The organism is uncultured Brevundimonas sp. (assembly GCF_963977465.1).
In the GTDB taxonomy this organism is placed as follows: domain Bacteria; phylum Pseudomonadota; class Alphaproteobacteria; order Caulobacterales; family Caulobacteraceae; genus Brevundimonas.
Map to the genome: position 1 here is coordinate 208,682 of NZ_CAXBOQ010000004.1, position 20,659 is coordinate 229,340.

Consider the following 20,659-nt stretch of genomic DNA (forward strand, 5'->3'; position numbering starts at 1 on the left):
CCGGAGCGTGAGCCCGGGGGTTCCGACCCCCTCGCGCCCCCTTCCGCAGTCTGGTCCGCCCCCGGCGGGCCCGGGGAGAATGGCGATATGGCGACGACAGCGCCCGTGGCGATCATCATGGGCAGCCGCTCGGACTGGCCGACGATGAAGCGCGCCGCCGAAACCCTCGACCGCCTCGGCGTGGCTTGGGAGGCGAAGGTCGTCAGCGCCCACCGCACCCCAAAACGCCTGTTCGACTTCGCCGCGGGGGCAAAAGCCGCGGGCTTCAAGGTCATCATCGCCGGGGCCGGCGGGGCCGCCCACCTGCCCGGCATGGCCGCCGCGATGACCGAACTGCCGGTGCTGGGTGTACCGGTCCAGTCGAAAGCCCTCAGCGGCCTCGACAGCCTGCTGTCCATCGTCCAGATGCCCGGCGGCGTGCCCGTGGCCACCCTGGCCATCGGCGAGGCCGGTGCCACCAACGCCGGCATCCTCGCCGCCCAGATCCTTGCCCTGTCGGACGACACCCTGGCCGGTCGCCTCGCCAGCTACCGCGAGGCCCTGACCGAATCCGTCCACGAGACGGTCGAGGACTGAGTGGCCCCGCTTCCGCCCGGCTCCACCCTCGGCATTCTCGGCGGCGGCCAGCTGGGCCGGATGCTGTCCCAGGCCGCCGCCCGCCTCGGCTTCGACGTCGTGATTCTGGACCCGGAAGAGAACAGTCCGGCCGGACGCGTCTCGCGCGGCCAGATCGTCGCCGCCTATGACGATCCCACGGCCCTCAATGTCATGGGCCGCGTCTGCGATCTGGTGACCTTCGAGTTCGAGAACGTCCCCGCCGCCTCGGTCGAGGTTCTGGCCGGCGGCGGTGCCCTGGTCGCGCCCGGCCCCACGGCCCTGTCCACGGCCCAGGACCGGGTCGTGGAAAAGACCTTCCTCAACAGGGTCGGGGCCACCACCGTCGCCTTCGCCGCCGTCGACAGCCTCGACGACCTGAACGACGCCGTGACCCGGCTGGGCCTGCCCGCCCTGCTCAAGACGCGCCGCGACGGCTATGACGGCAAGGGCCAGGCCTGGATCCGCACCGCCAAACAGGCCGCCGCCGCCTGGAAGGACATCGGCGAGGTCCCCGCCATCCTCGAGGCGAAGGCCGACTTCACCCGCGAACTGTCGATCATCGCCGCCCGTGGCCGCGACGGAAGCGTCGCCGTCTATCCGCTGGGCGAAAACCACCATGCCGGTGGCGTGCTCGCCACCACCGTCGCCCCGGCCTCGGTCGATGCGAAAACCGACGCCCGCGCCCGCGCCATCGCCACTGCCGTGTTGGAGGGCCTCGACTATGTCGGGGTCATCGGCATCGAGCTGTTCGACCACGGTGACGGCACCCTGCTGGTCAACGAGATCGCCCCGCGCGTGCACAACACCGGCCACTGGACCCAGGACGGCTGTGTCTGCGATCAATTCGAACAGCATATCCGCGCCGTCGCCGGCTGGCCGCTGGGCCCGACCACGGCCCACGCCCGCGTCGAGATGACCAATCTGCTGGGCGAGGCCGTCAATGCCTGGCCGGCCCTGGCCGCCGAACCCGACGCCCGCCTGCACCTGTACGGCAAGGCCGAGGCCCGCCCCGGCCGCAAGATGGCGCACGTGAACCGGGTCAAGCCGCTGTGACCAAGCCGAATTTTCCATAAGCTCGCGGCGGAACGTCATTTGATCGTGGGACGCAGCATGTGGAAGCACATACCCAAGGCATTTCAACGTAACTGGAAAGCCGTCGTCAGAGTCATTGCCAACAAAGCTCCAGAGTGGGCGTTGCTTGGTACGTTCCTCACGTTGACGATTGGCGCTTTAATATTTCCGCTGTGGCAGCATGAGTTCGCCGCGCCCCAGTATGAGCATGGTTTGAGTGCGGCCCTGTCAATTGGCACAGGGGGCCTTACATCACTTGTATTCTATTACGTTATGACAGAGCGCGTTGAACGTCGGCGTCGCAGGTTGCTACGAGATGGCCTGAAAAGCACGTATTCCGAAGCCAAGCGAAACATTGCATTCGCCGTAGTGCACGCAAGCCAAAAGGGAGGACGAAAAGACCTCCAAGCCGATTCCGCTACGGTGGACCTAGCCCTAACAATCGAGGGATTCAGAGCGATGTTCGAGGATGGCTCGCAAGCAGATGAGGGATTCTACGCGTTCCAGAACGAAATGAGCTATCGCACACCCGAGTATGAGGAGATCGTTTTCAATCTGAAGATCATCTCCCGAGCGCTTGAGAGGATCGTAGATAGCCATCGGCTCGATGACGTTCAGACGTACAATTTCTTTGTCCGGTCGAGCGCTTTCATCGCGCGTATCGAGCGCTACGGCGCTGGATACGATGAAAGCAAACCACTCTGCTCCCTGATATGGGAGATGTTTGCCGGTTGGAATTTTATCGACGGGAAGCTCGGCTATGATCCGATCGAACGAGCCATTTCTCGACTTTAGTCGACCTTCGCCCCGTAGCGCATCCGGCTCAGCATCTCGGTCACCCGCTTCATCGGGGCGTCGAAATCCTTGCCGGCCTTCCATTTCTCGAAGCTCATGACGTTCTCGATGCGGCGCGCCACGAACGCCTCTGCCGCCTCGCGTCCGTCGAACCAGCGCATGGTCAGCGCAGGAATAAGAATGCCCGACAGGATCGTCCGTTTGGAATAGTGGTTCCAGTCGGTGGCCGTGTCTCCGGCCCAGTGCCACAGGTGGTCGGCGCTCTCCCACGCCAGCTTCAGCCCGAGGTCCGCGTTCATCGGCAGGGCCAGGAACGCGGCGCAGCGGCGCGTGGCCTCCAGATCAGCGGCCCCGGCCTCCATCCGCGCCGACACGGCCCGGGCGATTCGCTCGCGCATCTTCAGGGATTTGGCCTCGACCGTGGCCAGTTCGGCCAGGGCCCGGGCGTCGTGGCGGCGCGACAACAGGACGGCCAGATCGCGCGCGCCATTGGGCAGCAGCAGTTCCTCGTCCCCGCGCGACAGGCCCTCGGCGGCACAGGCGGCCCGCACCATGGCCGCATTCCATCCCTGTTTCGGGGCCAGACGGACGGCGGAGTCCAGCACCGCCTGCTCCATCCGGTCGGCCCAGTTGCCCTCGGGGGGCAATGTCTGCGATGCGGTCATGGCGCGCCCAACGGCCTTCGACTAGAATGAATTCACGGTCTCCAGCCCACAGAATAGGCCGTCCGGGCGTGGTTCGCGAGCCACGATATCCCGCCGCGACGATCTGGACAGTGTGGACCCGCTCGTGTATCAGCCCGCCTTCACCCGTGGGCCATGCTCGACGGTACACGATTTTATTTGTCTGCCCGTCTCCCTTCGAAAGGACGCGGCGGGCGGCCAAAGGAGAGATAACCCTGGTACAGATTTTCGTTCGCGATAATAACGTCGATCAAGCGCTCAAAGCCCTCAAGAAGAAGATGCAACGCGAAGGCAGCTTCCGCGAAATGAAGCGCCACGTGCATTATGAGAAGCCGTCGGAGAAGCGCGCCCGTCAAAAGGCCGAGGCTGTCCGTCGTGCCCGCAAGCTGGCGCGCAAGCGTATGCAGCGCGAAGGCCTCCTGCCGCCTCCGAAGCCCCGCGTGCCGGGTCCCGGTGCTGCCGGCGGCGGCAACCGCTCCTAGAGCGAACGCCACCCAAGGATTTCAAGGGCCGCCCCGGGCAACCGGAGCGGCCTTTTCCTTGTGCGCTTGTCTCCTCCCTGTCGCGAAGCGATGGGGAGGTGGCGCGGCGCGCTTGCGCCGTGACGGAGGGGATGTCGCTTCAGACGCGATCGAGCGACTTCAACAGCCCCTCCACCGCTTCGCGGTCCCCCTCCCCATCAAGGATGGGGAGGAGACGGAAGGACCTACCGTCCTCCCTTCACCGCCCCGGCGAAACTCTTCCAGCTCAGCTTGATGTCCGACAGGGCTCCGGCGCGGAAGGCGCGACCGGCGACCCAGACCATGAACAGGGCGGTGACGAACATGCCGCCCATGGTGCCGATGATCTCGATCATCGGTGGATCGGCATGCAGTCGGGCCAGCATCAGGAACGGGGTGAAGAACGGCACCCACGACAGAATCTGGACCACCGGGGCATCGGGCGTGTTCAGGGCCATCTGCATGACCAGAATCGGTACCACCAGGATCATCATGATCGGGGCCATCAGGGTCTGGGCGTCGCGCGGCGTCTCGCAGAAGGCCCCGATGGCGGCGAACAGCACCGCGTACATCAGATAGCCGCCGACCATATAGGCCGCGAAATAGCCCAGCAGACCGCCGTGCAGCAGCACCTGGCCAATGTCACCCGCCCGGTCCGGGGTAAACGATATCAGGCTGACCGCGCCGATTCCGCCCCAGGCCGCCATCACCGTCAGGGTCAGCAGGGCCACACCCAGCACCTTGCCGGTCAGGATTTCCGTGGCCGAGGCCGAGGACAGCAGGACCTCCAGGATTCGGTTCGACTTCTCCTCCATCACGCTGTTCAGCAGGATCGAGGCCCCGGTGATGATCAGCGACCACAGGATAAAGCCGGAGGCCAGGCCGATGAAGGCGGGGGCGCGGTCACGGAACGAGACTTCGCCGCCCCCGACCGATCGGGGCGAAAAGGCCGTGACCTTGGGCTCGAACCGCTCGGTCTCGGCCACCACGGCCGGGTCGATGCCGGCGGCCTCAAACACCTGGCGGCTGTTGGCCGTACGCAGCGATCGCTTCACGAAGCTCTCGATCGTGTTGTTCGTCGTCCGGGCGGTCCACACCCGGGCGGCGGGTTGCCCGTCTACCCGGGTCAGGAAGACGACCCCATCCAGCCGCTCGGCCTTGGGAGTGTCATCGCCGAGATAGCGATTCATCACGGCGTCCTGCTCGGGTCCAGGCGGCGCGGCCGCCAGGTCGGCGGGGGTTTCGACCAGCCGGATACGCGACCGGCCCAGGGCCGCCACGGCGCTGGCCCCGGCGCTGTTCATCATCGGACTGGCCGCTGCGGCCTCCGGCCCGGTCTCGGTACCCGCCGGGACCATGGCCCGGGCAGCCTGCGCCGCCTCCTCGGCCTGGGCGGCGCGTCGGTCGACGTCAGCCTGCAGGGCCTCGCGCACCGCCGCGGCCAGACCGGTCGCCGCCGGCCCCTCCTCGATCAGCACCACCTCGTTGACCGGTTCGGACGACTTGATCAGCAGGGGAATGCCCCCGCCCAGTACGGCGAACATCGGAAAGGCCAGCAGCGATAGCCAGAAGCCGACGGTGCGGGCATAGGCGCCGTATTCCCGGCGCGCGATCAACAGGATGCGTTTCATCGGCTGAACTCCACCCCGTCGGCCTTCACCGACTGGTCCTGGTCGGGATTGTCACCGGTCAGATCGATAAAGGCGTCATGCAGACTGGGTTCGCGCAACTCGAAGCGGCGCACGTCCAGCCCGCCGAGGAACGCCGCCTTCAGCGCATCCTGACCCTGGCCGCCCGGCGTCAGCTGCGCCTTCAGCACCCGAACCCCGTCAACGTCCGAAACCGTGTCGACATGAGCCACGCCCGGCAGGGCGGCGGCCTGATGCGGCGCGATCGCCCCCTCCAGCTCCAGAAACCGGCGCGAGGTCGCCCGCGCCTCGGTCACCGAGCCCTCGAACGCCTTCTGGCCCCGGGCCATCAGCACGACCTTGTCGCACAGCCGTTCGGCGTGCTGCATCACATGGGTCGAAAACAGGACCGTGGCCCCGTTGGCGGCCAGATCGCGAATGATGCTCTCCAGCCCCTGCTGGTTGACCGGGTCCAGTCCCGAGAAGGGCTCGTCCAGGATCACGAACTCGGGGCGATGCACCACGGCGGCGATCAGCTGCACCTTCTGGGACATACCCTTGGACAGCTCCTTCATCTTCTTGCGCTTGGACTCGCCCAATCCCTGGGCGTCCAGCATCTCGCGGGCGCGCCTGCGGCCCTCGCCGGTCGGCAGCCCCTTCAGTGAACCGAAGAAAGCGATCGCCTCGACCGGCGTCATCTTCTTGTAGAGACCGCGCTCCTCCGGCAGGAAACCGATCCGATCCCGCACCTTGCGCCCGTCGTTCGAGCCCAGGATGTCGATCCGCCCGGCACTGGCCGACTGCAGGCCCAGGATCATGCGGATGGTCGAGGTCTTGCCCGCCCCGTTGGGGCCCAAAAAGCCACAGATCGTACCCTTCTCGACCTGGAAGCTGAGATCGCGCACCGCGTGAAAATCGCCGTATCGCTTGCTCAGTCCGTCGAGCGTCAGTGCCGCCGTCATATCGCCTCCAGGGAACGTGACGGCCAACCTAGCAAGCCCGGCACGCATATCGCTACCGGAAAGGACCCTGCAACGTCAGATTGATACGTCGGGTTGATCCCGCCACGAGGGCAAGGCGGAGACAGGCACCGGCCGTGATCAAGCCTTGGCGGCCTTGACGACCACGTCGAACGACCGCCCGACGACGCGGGACGGATCGACCATCCGGCCACTGCGCTCGATCTGGAAATGCAGGTGCGGACCGGTCGAATAGCCGGTCGAACCAACCAGGCCGATGCGCTGACCCTGCTCAACCGTCATGCCCGAGGCTACGTCGATGCGGCTCAGATGGCCGTACAGGCTAGTCATGCCGTTCGGGTGGCTGACCTCGATGAAGTTGCCAAAACCGCTGGCGTCATAGCCGGTGCGCAGGACCCGACCCTCGGCCGCGACCTGAACGCCGGTGCCCTTGGGGGCGGCGATATCGACGCCCTTGTGAGCCCGGGCCCGGGCCTCCCCGGCCAGCTTGCGCAGGCCGAACGGCGAATTGACCCCGTAGCCGCGCACCGGGGCACTGAACAGCAGCTTGCGCGTCACCGGCCCCGCCGGTTCGGCCACGGCCTGAATGGGCGCAAGCGCCGGAGTCTCGGTAGCGATAGCCGCAGCATCGCCCACGGGGGCGCTCATTGGGGCGGCGGCCATGGCCAGAACAGCCATACCGGCAAGGATGGCGGTCTGGCCGGTATGGATCAGGATCGACCGTGCGGTCGGCAACAGGCTTCGCATGGAGGCATCGTCTCCGGCTTCGGCTCAGGGAGCGGGGTGGGACGTCGTCGGGTCCGCCAGCGGCGCACCGGGGCGAACGACGCCGGTAAGACCGCCCTTCTAAGACTCCATGGGGCGACTTTTGGGCATCAGCAGCGTCAGGTCGTCGCAGGGGTGGAACAAACGAAGGGGCACGCCACCCTGCGGTGACGCGCCCCCCGGTCTTGCGATTCCGTCGACTCTAGAGCGGCAGACTGAAGGTCAGGGCCCCGCTGTGGCTCTCGGCCTTGTCGCCGAAACGTCCGCGATAACCGGCCGAAATCCTGACCGGTCCCATGTGGGTTTCCAGCCCGGCCGAGGCCAGGAAGGAGCCGCCGAACGGATCCTCGAACTGACGCGACTGAATCTGGGCCGGATTGCCGGCGATGCCGACCCGGACCGGGTCGAAGCTGTCCGACAGACCATCGCGATAGCCGCCCTCGACATAGAAGGACATGCCCTCCCCGCCGCCTTCGGCCCGGACCGAGACCTCGCCGCTGACGCCCTGCAGTTCCCGCTTCTGATAGGCGTATTCCGCGGCGGCACCGGTCTCGTTGTAGGCGTTGACGGTGGTCTTGACCCAGGTCACGGCCACACGCGGCGATATGGCGATACCGCCCATGTCATACCAGACGCCGGTCTGGACGCGCGCGCCCAGGCTGCCACCGTCAGTCTCGCCCGTATGGACGATCGGGGCCAGCGAGGTGATCCGCTCGATATCATCGTATTGCTCGATGGCACCACCGGCGGTGGCGTTGACGAACATATTGTCCGAGCGCCAGCCGGCATAGACGTCAAAGCCGTAGCTCAGCTGTTCGAACGACATCGTCCCCGCCTGAACGTCGGACGAGCGGTACGAGCCGGCCAGGCCGACGCGCCAGTTGGGGCTGGACACATGGTCGAGGCCCAGACGAACACCCCAGCCGTCAGCCTCGGCCTCGGCCACCGAACCCCGGGCGTCCGTGGTCACGCTGTCGGTCAGGGCTCCGACGATCAGCCGGGTTCCGGGTTCCCATGCCCCGTGCCCCGAAACGGCCTCGCTGGACAGGTCCAGCATGTCCTCGCGCTGGCGGAAGGCGGTCTCGCCCTGCACCGTCGATTGGGCACCGATATCGCCATAGTAGAGATAGTCGTTCGACAGGGCCGCCAGCATCCGATGTCCGGCCGCCGTCGGGTGCACTGTATCCCAGTAGAAATACGAGTCCGGATTGGCGCAGACGGTCCCGTTGAAGCAGGTGTCCCGGACATTGGTCAGGCCGAAGGCGGCAGGGTCGGCACTGATCACAGCGCCGACCTTGAACAGGTCCATCATGATGATGTTGGTGTTCGGATTGGCCGCCGCCGTGGTCATCAGGCCGGTCAGCAGCGCCCCGTTGAAGGTCGATGCACCGTAGTCGGCCAGCGGTGCCGCCGGCAGGCCTGCACCCTGGTTGAACTGCGGCGTCACGCTCAGCCGGGGCAGGTTGGAGACCAGGATGGTCCCCGCGCCGCCCGCGGCCACGCTATTGGTGATGAAGGTGATGTCGGTCGCCGCGCTGACCGCGATCGCGCCCATGGTCCCGGTCGGGTTGGCGGACACCGCCGCCGGGCCGACGCCCTGGAGCAGATTGTTGGCCCCGCCCAGGATGCTGACCAGGTCATTGGACCCGAAGGTCCCGCCGCCGCCCGTATAGGCCAGCAGCTGGTTGCGCATTCCGAGCGGAGAGAACTGGCTATCCGAACGTGCCCCGCCGAAGGCGTAATTGACGCTGCCGGTCACCGGTGCTCCGGCGGTGTAACGACCCGCGGTGAAGCCGAGCAGCTCGGTGAAGACCGGGCCGTTCGAGAATCGACCCAGGTAGTAGGGGGGCGAGGTCGGCGTCGTATTGCCGGTGGCGGCATACAGGTTGCCGTTGTCGCTCAGGCTGTCGCCGAACACGACCAGTCGGCCATAACTCTGGGCATTGGCGGCACCGGCCACCGCACAGGCGGCTGCCACCGTAAGGGCTGCAATCGCAGCGCCACTCAGGAAACGAGACATCAAATACCCTCCCTCAACCGTCGGTACGCGGTCATTGGGACACACTCTGCGCCGCTTTACGCGCAGTGCAAGATGCCGTTGGGTAAGCTTGCTAGTGCAACATGCGGAACTTCAGGGTTCCGGTGACTTCTTTGACCGCCTCAAGGGCCCGAGGTTCGTAGTCCCGATCAACGTCGGTGATCACATAACCGGTCCGCTCATCGGTCTTCAGATGCTGGCCCAGAATGTTGAGTCCCGCCCCGGCCAGCGCCCGGTTCAGGTCGGCCAGAACCCCCGGCTGGTTCCGGTGTATATGGAGAATCCGGTGTGCGCCGGTCACTTCTGATAGCTGCACATTCGGCAGGTTGACGCAGAAGGTCGTGTCGCCGCGGTTGAGATATCCCAGCAGCCGGTCCGCCGCGAATTCGGCGATCGCCTCCTGCGCCTCCTCGGTCGATCCACCCACGTGTGGCGTCAGGATCACATTCGCCAATCCTCTGAGCGGACTGTCGAACGGCTCGGCATTGGTCGCCGGTTCCTCGGGGAAGACGTCGACCGCCGCGCCGCCGATCCGCCCCGATCCCAGCGCCTGGGCCAGGGCCCCGACATCCAGCACATGTCCCCGCGACAGGTTCAGCAACAGAACCCCGGGCTTCATCCGCCCCAGCTCGGCCGCCCCGATCAGCGCGCTGTTCTCGGTCCGGCCGTCGACATGCAGGCTGACCACGTCGCTCTCGGCCAGCAGGGCGTCCAGCGACCGCATCCGCCGGGCGTTGCCCAGGGCCATTCGCTCAGACAGGTCATGAAATACCACCCGCATGCCCAGTCCTTCGGCCAGAACCGACAGTTGCGATCCGATCGCCCCGTAGCCGACGATGCCCAGCGTCTTGCCGCGCAGCTCGCGCGAGCCGGTCGCCGACTTGTTCCATTCGCCGCGATGCATGGCTGCGCTCTTGTCCGCCACGTCGCGCATCAGCACGATCATCAGACCCACGGCCAGTTCCACCACCGAGCGCGTGTTCGAATAGGGAGCATTGAACACGGCCACCCCCCGGTCGGCGGCGGCGTCCAGATCGATCTGGTTGGTGCCGATGCAGAAGGCGGCGACCGCCATCAGTCGATCCGCCGCGTCCAGCACCCGGGCACTGACCTGCGTCTTGGAGCGGACGCCCAGAACATGAACCCCCTTCAGCCGGGCGATCAGCGCCTCCTCGTCCAGCGCGCCCTTCAGACTCTCGACGGAATAGCCTGCCTCTTCCAGACGCTCGACCGCCGCCGGATGAATGTTCTCCAGCAATAACATGCGGATCCGCTTGCGCGGATAGGACCAGCGACCGGCAATACCCTCGGCGTGCAGAACCTCGTCCAGCGACGTGGCCTCGCGGTCGGCCGCGGCCACGACCGTCTCGCGCCGCACCACTTCGGTGAAGGCATAGAACCGGTCGGCGACCCCGCCCAGCCGGACCTCGGCGTCGGTCCAGCCGTCACCGACCATCACGACGGGCCCGCTCAGGCCCAGCCGGTTCAACGCCTCGACCTTGCCACCCGCCCCGGCCAGCGGATTGCCCGGGTCCACGCCCGTCACCCGTCCCTCGGCGTCATAGACGAGGTCATTGGCCAGTATCCGGTCCGCCGGCACGCCCAGGGCCTCCGCCACCGGAGCGATGATTTCGCGAAAGCCGCCCGAGACGATGACGACCCGTCCCGCATGGCGGCGGAAGAACGCGAGGTTCCGGCCGATCGACGGTGTCATCGACTCCGTCGCGCGCTCCGCCACCGCGGCGACATGCTCGCGGGTGAGCGGCAGCAGGGCCAGTCGCTGCCGCAGGGCCTCACCAAAGGCGATGTCACCGGTCATGGCCCGGTCGGTCAGGGTGGCGATCTCCGTGCTGATCCGCTCGCCGTCCGTCGTTCCGGCAAGCGCCAGTTCGGCCAGAACATCGAGGGATTCGAACGCGACGAGCGTCGAATCGAAGTCAAACACGAAGGTCGGTCGGTTGGTCATGCCGTCAACCTGACCCACCTTCGCACTTGCAGCAATGGTCTATGCGGTCAGTACCGGGTTGAACTGCGTGTCGGTGCGTTCGACCGGCGGGATTCCAGCGCCGCGGCCCCGACCGCTGCCGCAATCGTAATGATCGCCAGAATGGCCCCACCCTCCCGGGCGTGACTGCGCGCATAGCCGTCGGCCTGGTCGGCATAGCGCCGCGCCGTCTTGCCGTGCCGCTTGAGCGTCTTGCGCGAGCTGCGTCGCGCATCGCGATACCAGCGGTCCGCCCGGTCGCGGGTCTCTTCACCCAGATCACCGGCCCGTTCACCCGCGTCGTCGAGCCCCTGCCGGACGCTGCGCGCCAGATGGCCGAATTGATCGCGCAGGGCACCGGTGTCGACCCAGCCGCGCGGATTGATCCGGCCACGCAGCTGCTCGAACCGGGTCGGTCCCGAGCGCTGGTTCAGCAACAGGGTGGCGAGCCCGACCCCCGCCAGCACCGCAACGACGGCGCTGGTGATGCCGGGATGTTTGCGAATTTCGTCCAGGGCACTGATTTGTCGAACCATTGGATAGTGAACCTCTTCATCGAGGCCGTCTCCGGCGGACTCATCGAGCCCGACCTCATACGGCTGGTAGGTGGGACCGCGGTCCCGCATGAGACTGGGAGCGAACCGGGCGAACAGAGGTTCCGCCCGGCCAAGCATGGCACCATATCATGTGCCCCTTATCATCGGCGAGACAGGTACCTATCTTGCATCCCTTCCCACACCCCGCCTGCAAGGACCCTCCGTGACCGATCATGCGCCCGCATCCGCTCCTGTCGACGACATCGCTGCGGCCTTCCAGATCGAAGGCTGGCCGGTGCGCGGGCGGCTGGTTCGACTCGGTCAGACGATCGACTCTATCCTGTCCACCCACACCTATCCCGAGCCGGTCGCGGCCTTGCTGGGCGAAGCCTGCGCCCTGGCCGCGCTCGTCGGCTCGAGCCTGAAATTCGAGGGCCGGCTGATCGTCCAGGCCCAGGGCGACGGGCCGGTGCGCTACGTCGTCGCCGACTATGACACCAACGGCACCATGCGCGGGTTCTGCCGCTTTGACCCGGACGAGGTCGCGGCGGCTTCGGCCGGCTTTGCCCGCCCGGGGGCCCAGACCCTGCTGGGCAAGGGCCTCTTCATCATGACGCTGGACCGCGGCCCGGACTTCGAACGCACCCAGGGCATCACCCCGATCGAGGGCGAGAGCCTGTCGCTGTGCGCCGAACACTATTTCCAGCAGTCCGAACAGGTCCCGACCAAGGTGAAACTCGCGGTCGGTGCGATCACGGACGCGACCGGCACCCACTGGCGCGCCGGCGGGGCCATGATCCAGATCATCGCCGCAGACGACGCCCGCGGCTCGACCGAGGAGATCTGGGACCGCTCACGCGCCCTGTTCCAGACCCTGGCCGACGATGAAATGCTGGACCCGACGATCACGCCCGAGACCCTGCTGTTCCGTCTGTTCCACGAGGATGGCGTCCGGCTCGAGGACGCCCGCCCCCTGAAGGCGGTCTGTCGCTGTTCGAAAGACCGCATCGGCTCGGTCCTCGCCTCGTTCGACCCGGCCGAACTGGCCGACATGGTCGAGGACGACGGCAAGATCCGGGTCACCTGCGAATACTGTTCGACGGTCTATGCGCTGAACCCAGAAGAGGTTGCGGCGACTTAGGCGCTCAGTCGCTGTCGGGGCAGATCAGGTCGACGCTCGGAAAATAGGTGCGATAGCGCCGCGCGTCGCGGGTCAGCAAGGTATAGCGCCGTACCGCTGCGTGGGCCCCGATGAAGAAATCCGGCAGGGGTGAACGCCGCTCGCCGCCCCCGCGCCGGTAACGCTTGAAAGCCTTTCCAGCCAGAAACGCTGCGCCCCACGGCAGGTCCTCGCGGGCCAGCCCGGCTTCGTCTACCAGGGCCTCGACGTCCGCGATCTCGAGAAAACCAACCGACACCTCGGCGTAGATGATCGGGTTGATGATGAGCGATCGGTTCTCGGCGCTCCGGCTCAACGCCGATGCTGACCACCCGCGCCAGGGACTGTCAGCGATGGCGATGTCCAGAATGACATTGCTGTCGACCAGAACGGGGCTCACCGGTCGAACCGCTTTGGTGCTTCGTGCAGCCCGGCAGCGGCCCCGCCTTCCAGGTCATCGTAGGGGCCGCGGGTCATTTCCATGATCTCATCGGCGGTCATCGACCTGTCCGTCGCCGCTCCGCTAAGCCGCGCCACGATCCGCTCGCCCCGTGTCAGTCCGTCGGCTGGCCTGAGCACCACCTTGCCGCCCTCCATGACCCATTCCACCTCGGTATGCGGCAGCAGGCCGGCCCGCTCGCGGATGTCGATGGGGATGGTGACCTGGCCTTTTGAGGTGATGCGCATGCGTAAGTCTTACCACAGAAAGTAAGACTTTTGAAGCCGACGCCCGGTCAGTACGCCAGCGCGATCCCGTCCTTGCGCATCTCGGTGGCCGCGCCATAGGTCCACGGCCCGTGCGCGTTCAGCTGACGCACGACGTTCTGGTAGCCGCCGAAGCCGCCGTTGGGACCGCCCAGCACCCAGCCCATCGCTTCCAACTGCGCCTTCGTCGCCGCCGGCACGCCGGTCTCCAGATACAGCACCCCGACACCCTCGGCCGGCTGGCCGGTCGGTTCGGACGAGCCCTCATGCTGCCAGCGCGGACTGTCCCCGGCCTCCTGCGGGTCGAGGCCGTAGTCGACCATATTGATGATGATCTGGGCCTGCCCCTGCGGCTGCATGCCGCCGCCCATCACGCCATAGGCCATCCACGGCTCGCCGCCCTTGCAGGCGAAACCGGGGATGATGGTGTGGAAGGGCCGCTTGCCCGGCGCATAGACGTTGGGATGGCCGTCGGTCAGGTTGAACAGCTCGCCCCGGTCCTGGAACATGAAGCCCAGCGGGTTGCCCTGCCGGTCATCGGCGACCAGACCCGAGCCCATGCCGCGATAGTTGGACTGGATCCAGCTGACCATCATCCCGTCCTTGTCGGCGACGCTGAAATAGGTGGTGTCGCCCTGGGTCGGCGCGTCGCCGGGGAAGACCCGGTCCATGACCCGGTCCGGCCGGATCAGCCGCGCGCGGTCGGCGGCATAGGCCTTGGAATTCAGATGCGCGACCGGCGTGCGGCTGAAGCGGTCGTCGGCGAACCATCTGGCCCGGTCCTCGAACGCCAGCCGCTTGGCCTCGGCCTGATGATGGATCGAGGCGGCCGACTGGAATCCCATACCCTTCAGGTCAAACTGTTCGCAGACATTGAGGATCTGGTTGGTCGACAGGCCCTGGGTGTTGGGGCCCAGGCCATAGACGTCGACGCCGCGATAGTCGGTGCGGATCGGCTCGACCCATTCGCTGTTGTGGGCGGCCAGATCGGCCTTGGTCATCCAGCCGCCGATGCGACGGAAATAGCGCTCGATATGATCGGCGATCTCGCCCTCATAAAAGGCATCACGCCCGCCCTCGGCGATCAGCCGCAGCGTGCGACCCAGATGCGGATTGGCGAACACCTCGCCGACGGCGGGAGTCCGGCCGATGGCGGCATAGACCTTCTTTCGGTTGTCGTTCTCCTCGATGATCCCACTCGAGGCATCGAACCCGGCCATGTTGCGCTGCAGATACCAGGCGATCAGCTGGGGCATGGGCACCCCCTCCTCGCACAGCTCGGCGACGGGCAGCAGCACATCCTTCCACGGCAGCTTGCCGTAGCGCTGGTGCGCGCTCCACCAGGCGTCGACCGTGCCGGGCACATTGACCGTCACCGCCCCGTATTTGGGCAGGTAGCCGTCGGCCCCGGCCTTGGACCGCGCTGTCGCCAGCGACAGGCCGCGCGGACTGTTGCCCGAACCATTCAGGCCGACAACCTTCTTCTGGGCCGGATCCCACATCAGGCAGAAGGCGTCGCCGCCGATGCCGTTGGCGGTCGGCTCCAGAAAGCCCAGCGCCGCATTGATGGCGATGGCCGCATCGATGGCCGAACCACCGCGCCTCAGGGTGTCGATGCCGATCAGGGTCGCCCGCGGATGGGCCGTGGCGGCTGCGCCATGAGCGCCCCAGACGGTCGAGCGACTGACGAACTGCACCCCGCTGTTGCGATTACCGGGACCGACCCCGGCATAGAAGTCGGCGGATGGGGCGTTGTGAACGACGGGTCGCGCGGCTGTGGTCTGCACCGTTGCGGCATTGGCAACGCCGGCCCCGGCCAGAATGGCCCCGGCAGGCAGGGTCGACAGAAAGGTACGGCGGCGCATGAAACAGCTCCTCAACAGCGAGACCGAACCCTAACGGCTTGAGCGCCGCTGTGAAGCGTTGGCGGTCATCACCGCCTCTTCCTTCCCCCATTTCGGGGGAAGGTGGCAGGCGGAGCCTGACGGATGGGGGCTGCTGCCGGGGCGATAAACTGGAGAACTGAGGTTGCGGATGGAGCCCCCATCCGAGCCGCTGCGCGGCCCACCTTCCCCCGAAATGGGGGAAGGACGTTTGCGGCTAGCTCAGCCCCCCAGATCCAGCGAATACCCCGCCGACCTGACCGTGCGGATAGGATTGACCGTGCCCTCGACGTTCAACGCCTTGCGCAGGCGACCGACGTGCACATCCACCGTCCGCGCCTCGACATAGACGTCCGAGCCCCAGACCGCGTCCAGCAACTGCTCGCGGCTGAACACCCGGCCCGGATGCTGCATCAGATGGTCCAGCAGGCGGAACTCTGTCGGGCCCAGATGGATCTCGTTGCCGGCCCGGCGCACCCGATGGGCGACGCGGTCGATGACGATGTCGCCGTGGTTGATGCGGTCGTCGGCCAGGCCCGGCCGGATGCGGCGCAGCACGGCGCGGATGCGGGCGATCAGCTCGACCATCGAAAACGGCTTGGTCAGATAGTCATCGGCCCCGGTGTCGAGCCCGCGGATCCGGTCGCTCTCCTCACCGCGCGCCGTCAGCATGATGATCGGCATGTTGCGGGTCTCGGCCTTGCCGCGGATACGTCGGCAGACCTCGATGCCCGACAGGCCCGGCAGCATCCAGTCCAGCAGCACCAGGTCCGGCAGCCGTTCGTCGATCTGCAGCATGCCTTCGTCGCCATCCGAAGCGATGACGACGTGATAGCCCTCCTTTTCCAGATTGTACTGAAGCAGGGTCGCTAGGGCGTCCTCGTCTTCCATCACCAGGATGTAGGGCTGCATGGGCTGCGCTCCGGTTTCGGATCGTTCGGCTACTGGGCGTCGGGGTCGGTAATCGGGGCCGCGGCGTCGTCGGGCGTCGGCGTCCAGCGCGGCCGGTCGCCGACGATCTCCTCGCCGGTGATCTCATAGTGGATCGACTCGGCGATATTGGTTGCGTGGTCACCGATCCGCTCGAGGTTCTTGGCGATGAACAGCAGGTGGGTACAGGCCCCGATCGTGCGCGGGTCCCCCATCATATAGGTCAGCAGTTCCCGGAACAGGGCATTGTAGTGCTCGTCGACCTCGTCATCCGTGCTCCACACGGCCAGCGCCCGGTCGACCTCACCGGCCGTATAAGCGTCCAGCACATCGCGTAGCCGGGTCGAGACCAGCTTGCCCATCCGTTCGATCGACCGCGTCAGCGGCTGCATCGGCTCGCCCTCGGCCAGCACCAGCGCGCGTTTGGCGATGTTGCGACCCAGATCGCCGGTACGCTCCAGATCCACCGCCAGCTTCATCGCCGACAGGGTCTTGCGCAAATCGCTGGCCACCGGCTGGCGCAGGGCGATCAGGCGGATGGCCTTCTTCTCGATGTCGCGATGCATGGCGTCGAGCCGGGCGTCCCGCTCGACCACGGCCTTGGCCAGGGCGACATCGCGGCGGGCGACCGAGTCGACGGCGTCGGCCACCTGGGCCTCGGCCAGACCGCCCATGCGGGCGACCTCGGCCGTGAGCTGGTTCAGCTCGTCCCCATAGGCCTTGACGGTGTGCTGTTTCATAACGCTGCCGATCCTAACCGTAACGGCCGGTGATGTAGTCGAGCGTGCGCCGCTCGTGCGGGTTGGTGAAGATGTCCTCGGTCGATCCGGTCTCGATCAGCTTGCCCATATGGAAGAAGGCCGTGCGCTGGCTGACCCGGGCGGCCTGGGCCATCGAATGGGTGACGATGACGATGCAATACTGCTCGCGCAGGTCGTCGATCAGTTCCTCGATCTTGGCGGTGGCGATCGGATCCAGCGCCGAACAAGGCTCGTCCATCAGGATCACCTCGGGGTTCACCGCGATGGCCCGGGCGATCACCAGCCGCTGCTGCTGGCCACCCGACAGGCCGGTGCCCGGCGAATGCAGTCGGTCGGCGACCTCTTCCCACAATCCCGCGCGCCGCAGGGACACCCGGACCACCTCATCCAGCTCCGCCTTGGTGCTGGTCAGGCCATGAATGCGCGGCCCATAGGCGACGTTCTCGTAGATGGTCTTGGGGAAGGGGTTCGGCTTCTGGAACACCATGCCGACGCGCGCCCGCAGCAGCACCGGATCGACCGATTTGGCATTGATGTCCTCGCCGTCGATCTCGATCCGGCCGGTCACCCGGGCGCCCGGGATCGTATCGTTCATGCGGTTCATCGTCCGCAGGAAGGTCGACTTGCCGCAACCCGACGGCCCGATCAGCGCCGTCACCGTCTTGTCCGGAATATCCAGACTGACGTCGAACAGCGCCTGTTTGTCGCCGTAGAAAACCGACACGTCGCCGGCGGCGATCTTGGTCGGCCCGACCGGATCGTCACCGTTCGCGCGCGGCTGGGGCACGTTGATGGCGCGCGACGCCACCGACCGGGTGTCAACGGTCGCAGCGGCGTCGTCGCCCCCGCTCTCACCGCCGTCTGCAGCACGAAAGAAATTGGTCTTCATAGGCTTACCACCGGCGTTCGAACCGCCGGCGCAGCACGATAGCGGCGGCGTTCATGACGATCATGAAGGCGAGGAGCACAAGGATGGCGGCGGCCGTCCGCTCATGGAATGCCCGCTCCGAAGCATTCTCCCAGATGTAGATGAGGGACGGAAGAGCCCCGGTCGGCTGGTCGATCCCGGTCGGAATCCCCGGCACGAAGCTGACCATGCCGATCAGCAGCAGCGGCGCGGTCTCGCCCAGGGCGTGGGCCATCGAGATGATCGACCCGGTCATCACCCCCGGCATGGCCAGCGGCAGCGTGTGCTGGAACACCGTCTGGGTCCGGCTTGCGCCCATGGCCAGGGCGGCTTCGCGGATCGAAGGCGGTACCGCCTTCAGCGACGAACGGGTGGCGATGATGATGGTCGGCAGCGCCATCAGGGCCAGCACCAGTCCCCCCACAAGCGGCGATGATCGCGGCAGGTGCATCCAGTTGATGAACAGGGACAGACCCAGCAGGCCATAGACGATCGACGGCACGGCCGCGAGATTGTTGATGTTGACCTCGATCATGTCCGTCAGCCGGTTCCGCGGCGAGAATTCCTCGAGATACACCGCTGCCCCCACGCCCAGGGGAATGGCGATCAAGGCCGTCACCAGCAGCATCAGCGCCGAGCCCACCACCGCCCCGGCGACCCCGGCCAGTTCCGGCTCGGTCGAGTCCCCGTTGGTGAACAGGGCTGTGTTGAAATGGGCCGAGACCGACCCCTCGGCATTCATCCGGTCGAGCCAGTCGAGTTGCTGATTGCTCAACCGGCGCTGCACTGCCGGCGTCGCGCGGGAAATCTGGCCCTTGAAATAGAGATCGGCCTCGTCCGACATCGGGGCGGCGATCGGCAGGGTCTCACCGATCAGACCCGGCTGGCGCTGCAGCCGCTCGGCGATCCGGTATTTCAGTTCGGACGAAAACAGGCCGCGCATGGCGGTCGCGCGGGTCTCGGCGGCATCGTCCTCGACGCCAAAGCGCACCAGAACCTGCTCGGCCACCAGCTTTTCGAAATTGGTCCCCGCCGGATAGGAGCGGTCGATGCGGGCGGGGTCCATATAGACCGGCACCGTCACCGTGTGGGCGTAGAAGGCCGTATGGCCCTGCTCGATGATCCGGCCGAGCAGCAGCAACAGAAAGCCGATCGAAATGGCGATCGCCAGCAAACCGTAGGTCCGGAACCGGTTTTCCCGGGCATGGCGGCGCTTCAGGCCCGCCCGGAGACGGTCCACGCTCGCTGCCTCAGTGATCCCGGGGGTCGGTTCAGTCATACTGCTGCCGGTACGTCTGGACGATGCGCTGGGCCACGATATTCAGCGCCAGGGTCACCAGGAAAAGGGTCAGGCCCAGGCCGAAGGCGGCCAGGGTCTTGGGGCTGTTGAACTCCTGATCGCCGGTCAACAACGTCACGATCTGGACGGTGACGGTGGTGACCGTGTCCAGCGGATTGATCGTCAGCTTGGCGGCCAGGCCCGCGGCCATGGTCACGATCATGGTTTCGCCGATGGCCCGCGACATGGCCAGCAGCATGGCCCCGGCCACGCCCGGCAGGGCGGCGGGCAGCAGGACCCGCTTGACCGTCTCGGATTTCGTGGCCCCCATCGCATAGGATCCGTCGCGCAGGCTCTGGGGCACCGCATTGATGATGTCGTCGGACAGGGACGAGACGAACGGAATCAGCATGATCCCCATGACCGCGCCCGCGACGAGCGCCATCTGGTTCTGCACCAGCATCAGGTAGTGGCCGATCCCGTCCAGCGGCCCGCCGACCATCTGGGCCCCCATTCCGTTGAAGAAGGCCCGGAAGGCCGGTCCCACGGTCAGGGCGGCGAAGAAGCCGTAGACCACCGTCGGTACCCCGGCCAGGATCTCCAGCGCCGGCTTGATCAGCGCGCGCGCCGTCGGGCTCGCATATTCCGAGAGATAGATGGCCGAGAACAGGCCGACCGGCGCGGCCACCAGCATGGCGATGGCCATGATCAGGAAGGTACCCGCGAACAGCGGCAGCGCCCCGAAGGCCCCGGTCGAGCCGACCTGGTCCGCGCGGATGGCCGTCTGCGGGCTCCATTTGGTCCCGAACAGAAAGTCCAGCACCGGCACGCTGGAGAAAAAGCGAACGGAATCATACAGCAACGAGGCAATAATCCCGATGGTCGTCAGGACGGCCACTGCGGAACAGACGAACAGCAGGCCGACGATCCAGCCCTCGACCCGGTTGCGCGCCCGCATACCGGGCCGGATCTGGCTGAAGACGAACAGGCCGCCCAGCATGCTCGCCAGCAGGGCCCCCACCATGCCGCCGACGCTCAGGGTCTGATGGATGCTCGCGGCACGACGACCTTCCGGCGGCAGCTGTCCGGCCAGCGGTGCCGCCCAGATCTGGGCGGCAGGCTGTCCGGCCCCGACCCGGCGGGCGTCCGCAAAGAAGGCCTCGCGGCGGAAGGGTTCAAGCTGGGAAACGCTCTCCGGCGCGCCGGCGGTCAGCAGCCGGTGCTCGATCTCGCCGGAAAACATGGAGGCTGCGATCAGGACCACCAGCGCCGGTACCGCCGTCCAGATCAGCGCGTACAGTCCGTGCTGACCCGGACGCGAATGCGGGGACTGTCCCTCGGCCCGGGCCTGCTCGCCGCGTCGACGCGCAAGCGCCCGTGCGCCGACAAACGCCGACGCCACGAACACGATCAACAGAGGTAGAAACAGCCAGCTCATCGACATCCGGGGAAGCGAAG

At 66.6% G+C, this 20,659-nt stretch carries 20 protein-coding genes and 1 pseudogene; 5 read left to right on the forward strand and 16 right to left on the reverse strand.

The features are described 5' to 3' along the window. Positions 1-87 precede the first annotated feature (87 nt). From purE to AAC067_RS10155, 3 genes are read left to right on the forward strand one after another with little or no spacing between them, the layout of a single operon-like run. On the forward strand, positions 88-576 hold the full coding sequence (gene purE, locus AAC067_RS10145; protein WP_339932118.1) for a 5-(carboxyamino)imidazole ribonucleotide mutase: 489 nt from the start codon (positions 88-90) through the stop codon (positions 574-576). Beyond that, the gene (locus AAC067_RS10150; protein ID WP_339932120.1) at positions 577-1,650 is read left to right on the forward strand and encodes a 5-(carboxyamino)imidazole ribonucleotide synthase; all 1,074 of its coding nucleotides are present in this window, start codon (positions 577-579) and stop codon (positions 1,648-1,650) included. A 57-nt stretch (positions 1,651-1,707) separates the two neighbouring features. Further along, complete coding sequence (locus AAC067_RS10155) at positions 1,708-2,463, forward strand: hypothetical protein (RefSeq protein WP_339932122.1); 756 nt, start codon at positions 1,708-1,710, stop codon at positions 2,461-2,463. On the opposite strand, the gene AAC067_RS10160 is transcribed toward AAC067_RS10155, so the two are convergent. Continuing rightward, complete coding sequence (locus AAC067_RS10160; protein WP_339932124.1) at positions 2,460-3,128, reverse strand: COQ9 family protein; 669 nt, start codon at positions 3,126-3,128, stop codon at positions 2,460-2,462. The genes AAC067_RS10155 and AAC067_RS10160 overlap by 4 nt on opposite strands. Before the next feature lie 233 nt (positions 3,129-3,361). On the opposite strand from AAC067_RS10160, the gene rpsU reads away from it, so the two are divergent. Continuing rightward, complete coding sequence (gene rpsU, locus AAC067_RS10165; protein ID WP_201104539.1) at positions 3,362-3,628, forward strand: 30S ribosomal protein S21; 267 nt, start codon at positions 3,362-3,364, stop codon at positions 3,626-3,628. Between the two features lie 224 nt (positions 3,629-3,852). Here the strand turns inward: rpsU and AAC067_RS10170 are convergent, their stop codons facing one another. The 7 genes and pseudogenes from AAC067_RS10170 to AAC067_RS10200 form a co-directional block, all read right to left on the reverse strand. Next, positions 3,853-5,277, reverse strand: a complete 1,425-nt coding sequence (locus AAC067_RS10170) for an ABC transporter permease (RefSeq protein ID WP_339932126.1) — start codon at positions 5,275-5,277, stop codon at positions 3,853-3,855. Further along, positions 5,274-6,236 (reverse strand): ATP-binding cassette domain-containing protein, encoded by a 963-nt coding sequence (locus AAC067_RS10175; RefSeq protein ID WP_339932129.1) that lies wholly within the window; start codon positions 6,234-6,236, stop codon positions 5,274-5,276. Before AAC067_RS10175 ends, AAC067_RS10170 begins: the two co-directional genes overlap by 4 nt. A 138-nt stretch (positions 6,237-6,374) precedes the next feature. Continuing rightward, the gene (locus tag AAC067_RS10180) at positions 6,375-7,001 is read right to left on the reverse strand and encodes a M23 family metallopeptidase (RefSeq protein WP_339932131.1); all 627 of its coding nucleotides are present in this window, start codon (positions 6,999-7,001) and stop codon (positions 6,375-6,377) included. A gap of 220 nt (positions 7,002-7,221) precedes the next feature. Continuing rightward, positions 7,222-9,039 carry an autotransporter domain-containing protein gene (locus AAC067_RS10185; protein WP_339932133.1) on the reverse strand — a complete coding sequence of 606 codons (1,818 nt, stop codon included), beginning with the start codon at positions 9,037-9,039 and terminating at the stop codon, positions 7,222-7,224. A 91-nt stretch (positions 9,040-9,130) separates the two neighbouring features. Then, entirely contained in the window at positions 9,131-10,360 is a 1,230-nt protein-coding gene (gene serA, locus AAC067_RS10190) for a phosphoglycerate dehydrogenase (protein WP_339932469.1), read from the reverse strand. Positions 10,361-10,495: 135 nt separating this feature from the next. Then, a pseudogene (locus AAC067_RS10195) lies at positions 10,496-11,023 on the reverse strand (HAD-IB family phosphatase); the annotation flags it as partial. Between the two features lie 47 nt (positions 11,024-11,070). Further along, positions 11,071-11,715 carry a hypothetical protein gene (locus tag AAC067_RS10200; RefSeq protein ID WP_339932135.1) on the reverse strand — a complete coding sequence of 215 codons (645 nt, stop codon included), beginning with the start codon at positions 11,713-11,715 and terminating at the stop codon, positions 11,071-11,073. A gap of 85 nt (positions 11,716-11,800) precedes the next feature. On the opposite strand from AAC067_RS10200, the gene AAC067_RS10205 reads away from it, so the two are divergent. Continuing rightward, positions 11,801-12,718, forward strand: coding sequence for an Hsp33 family molecular chaperone (locus AAC067_RS10205; RefSeq protein WP_339932137.1), 918 nt, complete (start codon positions 11,801-11,803; stop codon positions 12,716-12,718). A gap of 4 nt (positions 12,719-12,722) precedes the next feature. On the opposite strand, the gene AAC067_RS10210 is transcribed toward AAC067_RS10205, so the two are convergent. The 8 genes from AAC067_RS10210 to pstC form a co-directional block, all read right to left on the reverse strand. Further along, positions 12,723-13,136, reverse strand: a complete 414-nt coding sequence (locus AAC067_RS10210; protein WP_339932139.1) for a PIN domain-containing protein — start codon at positions 13,134-13,136, stop codon at positions 12,723-12,725. Further along, positions 13,133-13,423 (reverse strand): AbrB/MazE/SpoVT family DNA-binding domain-containing protein, encoded by a 291-nt coding sequence (locus AAC067_RS10215; protein WP_339932141.1) that lies wholly within the window; start codon positions 13,421-13,423, stop codon positions 13,133-13,135. Before AAC067_RS10215 ends, AAC067_RS10210 begins: the two co-directional genes overlap by 4 nt. A 47-nt stretch (positions 13,424-13,470) precedes the next feature. Next, a complete protein-coding gene (locus AAC067_RS10220) occupies positions 13,471-15,306 on the reverse strand; it encodes a gamma-glutamyltransferase family protein (protein WP_339932143.1) in 1,836 nt (611 codons plus the stop codon). Positions 15,307-15,546: 240 nt separating this feature from the next. Then, entirely contained in the window at positions 15,547-16,236 is a 690-nt protein-coding gene (gene phoB / locus AAC067_RS10225) for a phosphate regulon transcriptional regulator PhoB (protein WP_339932145.1), read from the reverse strand. Between the two features lie 29 nt (positions 16,237-16,265). Continuing rightward, the gene (gene phoU, locus AAC067_RS10230; protein ID WP_339932147.1) at positions 16,266-16,994 is read right to left on the reverse strand and encodes a phosphate signaling complex protein PhoU; all 729 of its coding nucleotides are present in this window, start codon (positions 16,992-16,994) and stop codon (positions 16,266-16,268) included. Positions 16,995-17,007: 13 nt separating this feature from the next. Continuing rightward, positions 17,008-17,904 carry a phosphate ABC transporter ATP-binding protein PstB gene (gene pstB, locus AAC067_RS10235; RefSeq protein ID WP_339932149.1) on the reverse strand — a complete coding sequence of 299 codons (897 nt, stop codon included), beginning with the start codon at positions 17,902-17,904 and terminating at the stop codon, positions 17,008-17,010. Between the two features lie 4 nt (positions 17,905-17,908). Continuing rightward, positions 17,909-19,201: a phosphate ABC transporter permease PstA gene (pstA, locus tag AAC067_RS10240; RefSeq protein ID WP_339932151.1), complete on the reverse strand. Its 1,293-nt coding sequence runs from the start codon at positions 19,199-19,201 to the stop codon at positions 17,909-17,911. Further along, positions 19,194-20,639, reverse strand: coding sequence for a phosphate ABC transporter permease subunit PstC (gene pstC / locus AAC067_RS10245; RefSeq protein ID WP_339932153.1), 1,446 nt, complete (start codon positions 20,637-20,639; stop codon positions 19,194-19,196). The genes pstA and pstC overlap by 8 nt, the downstream gene beginning before the upstream one ends. Positions 20,640-20,659 lie beyond the last annotated feature (20 nt).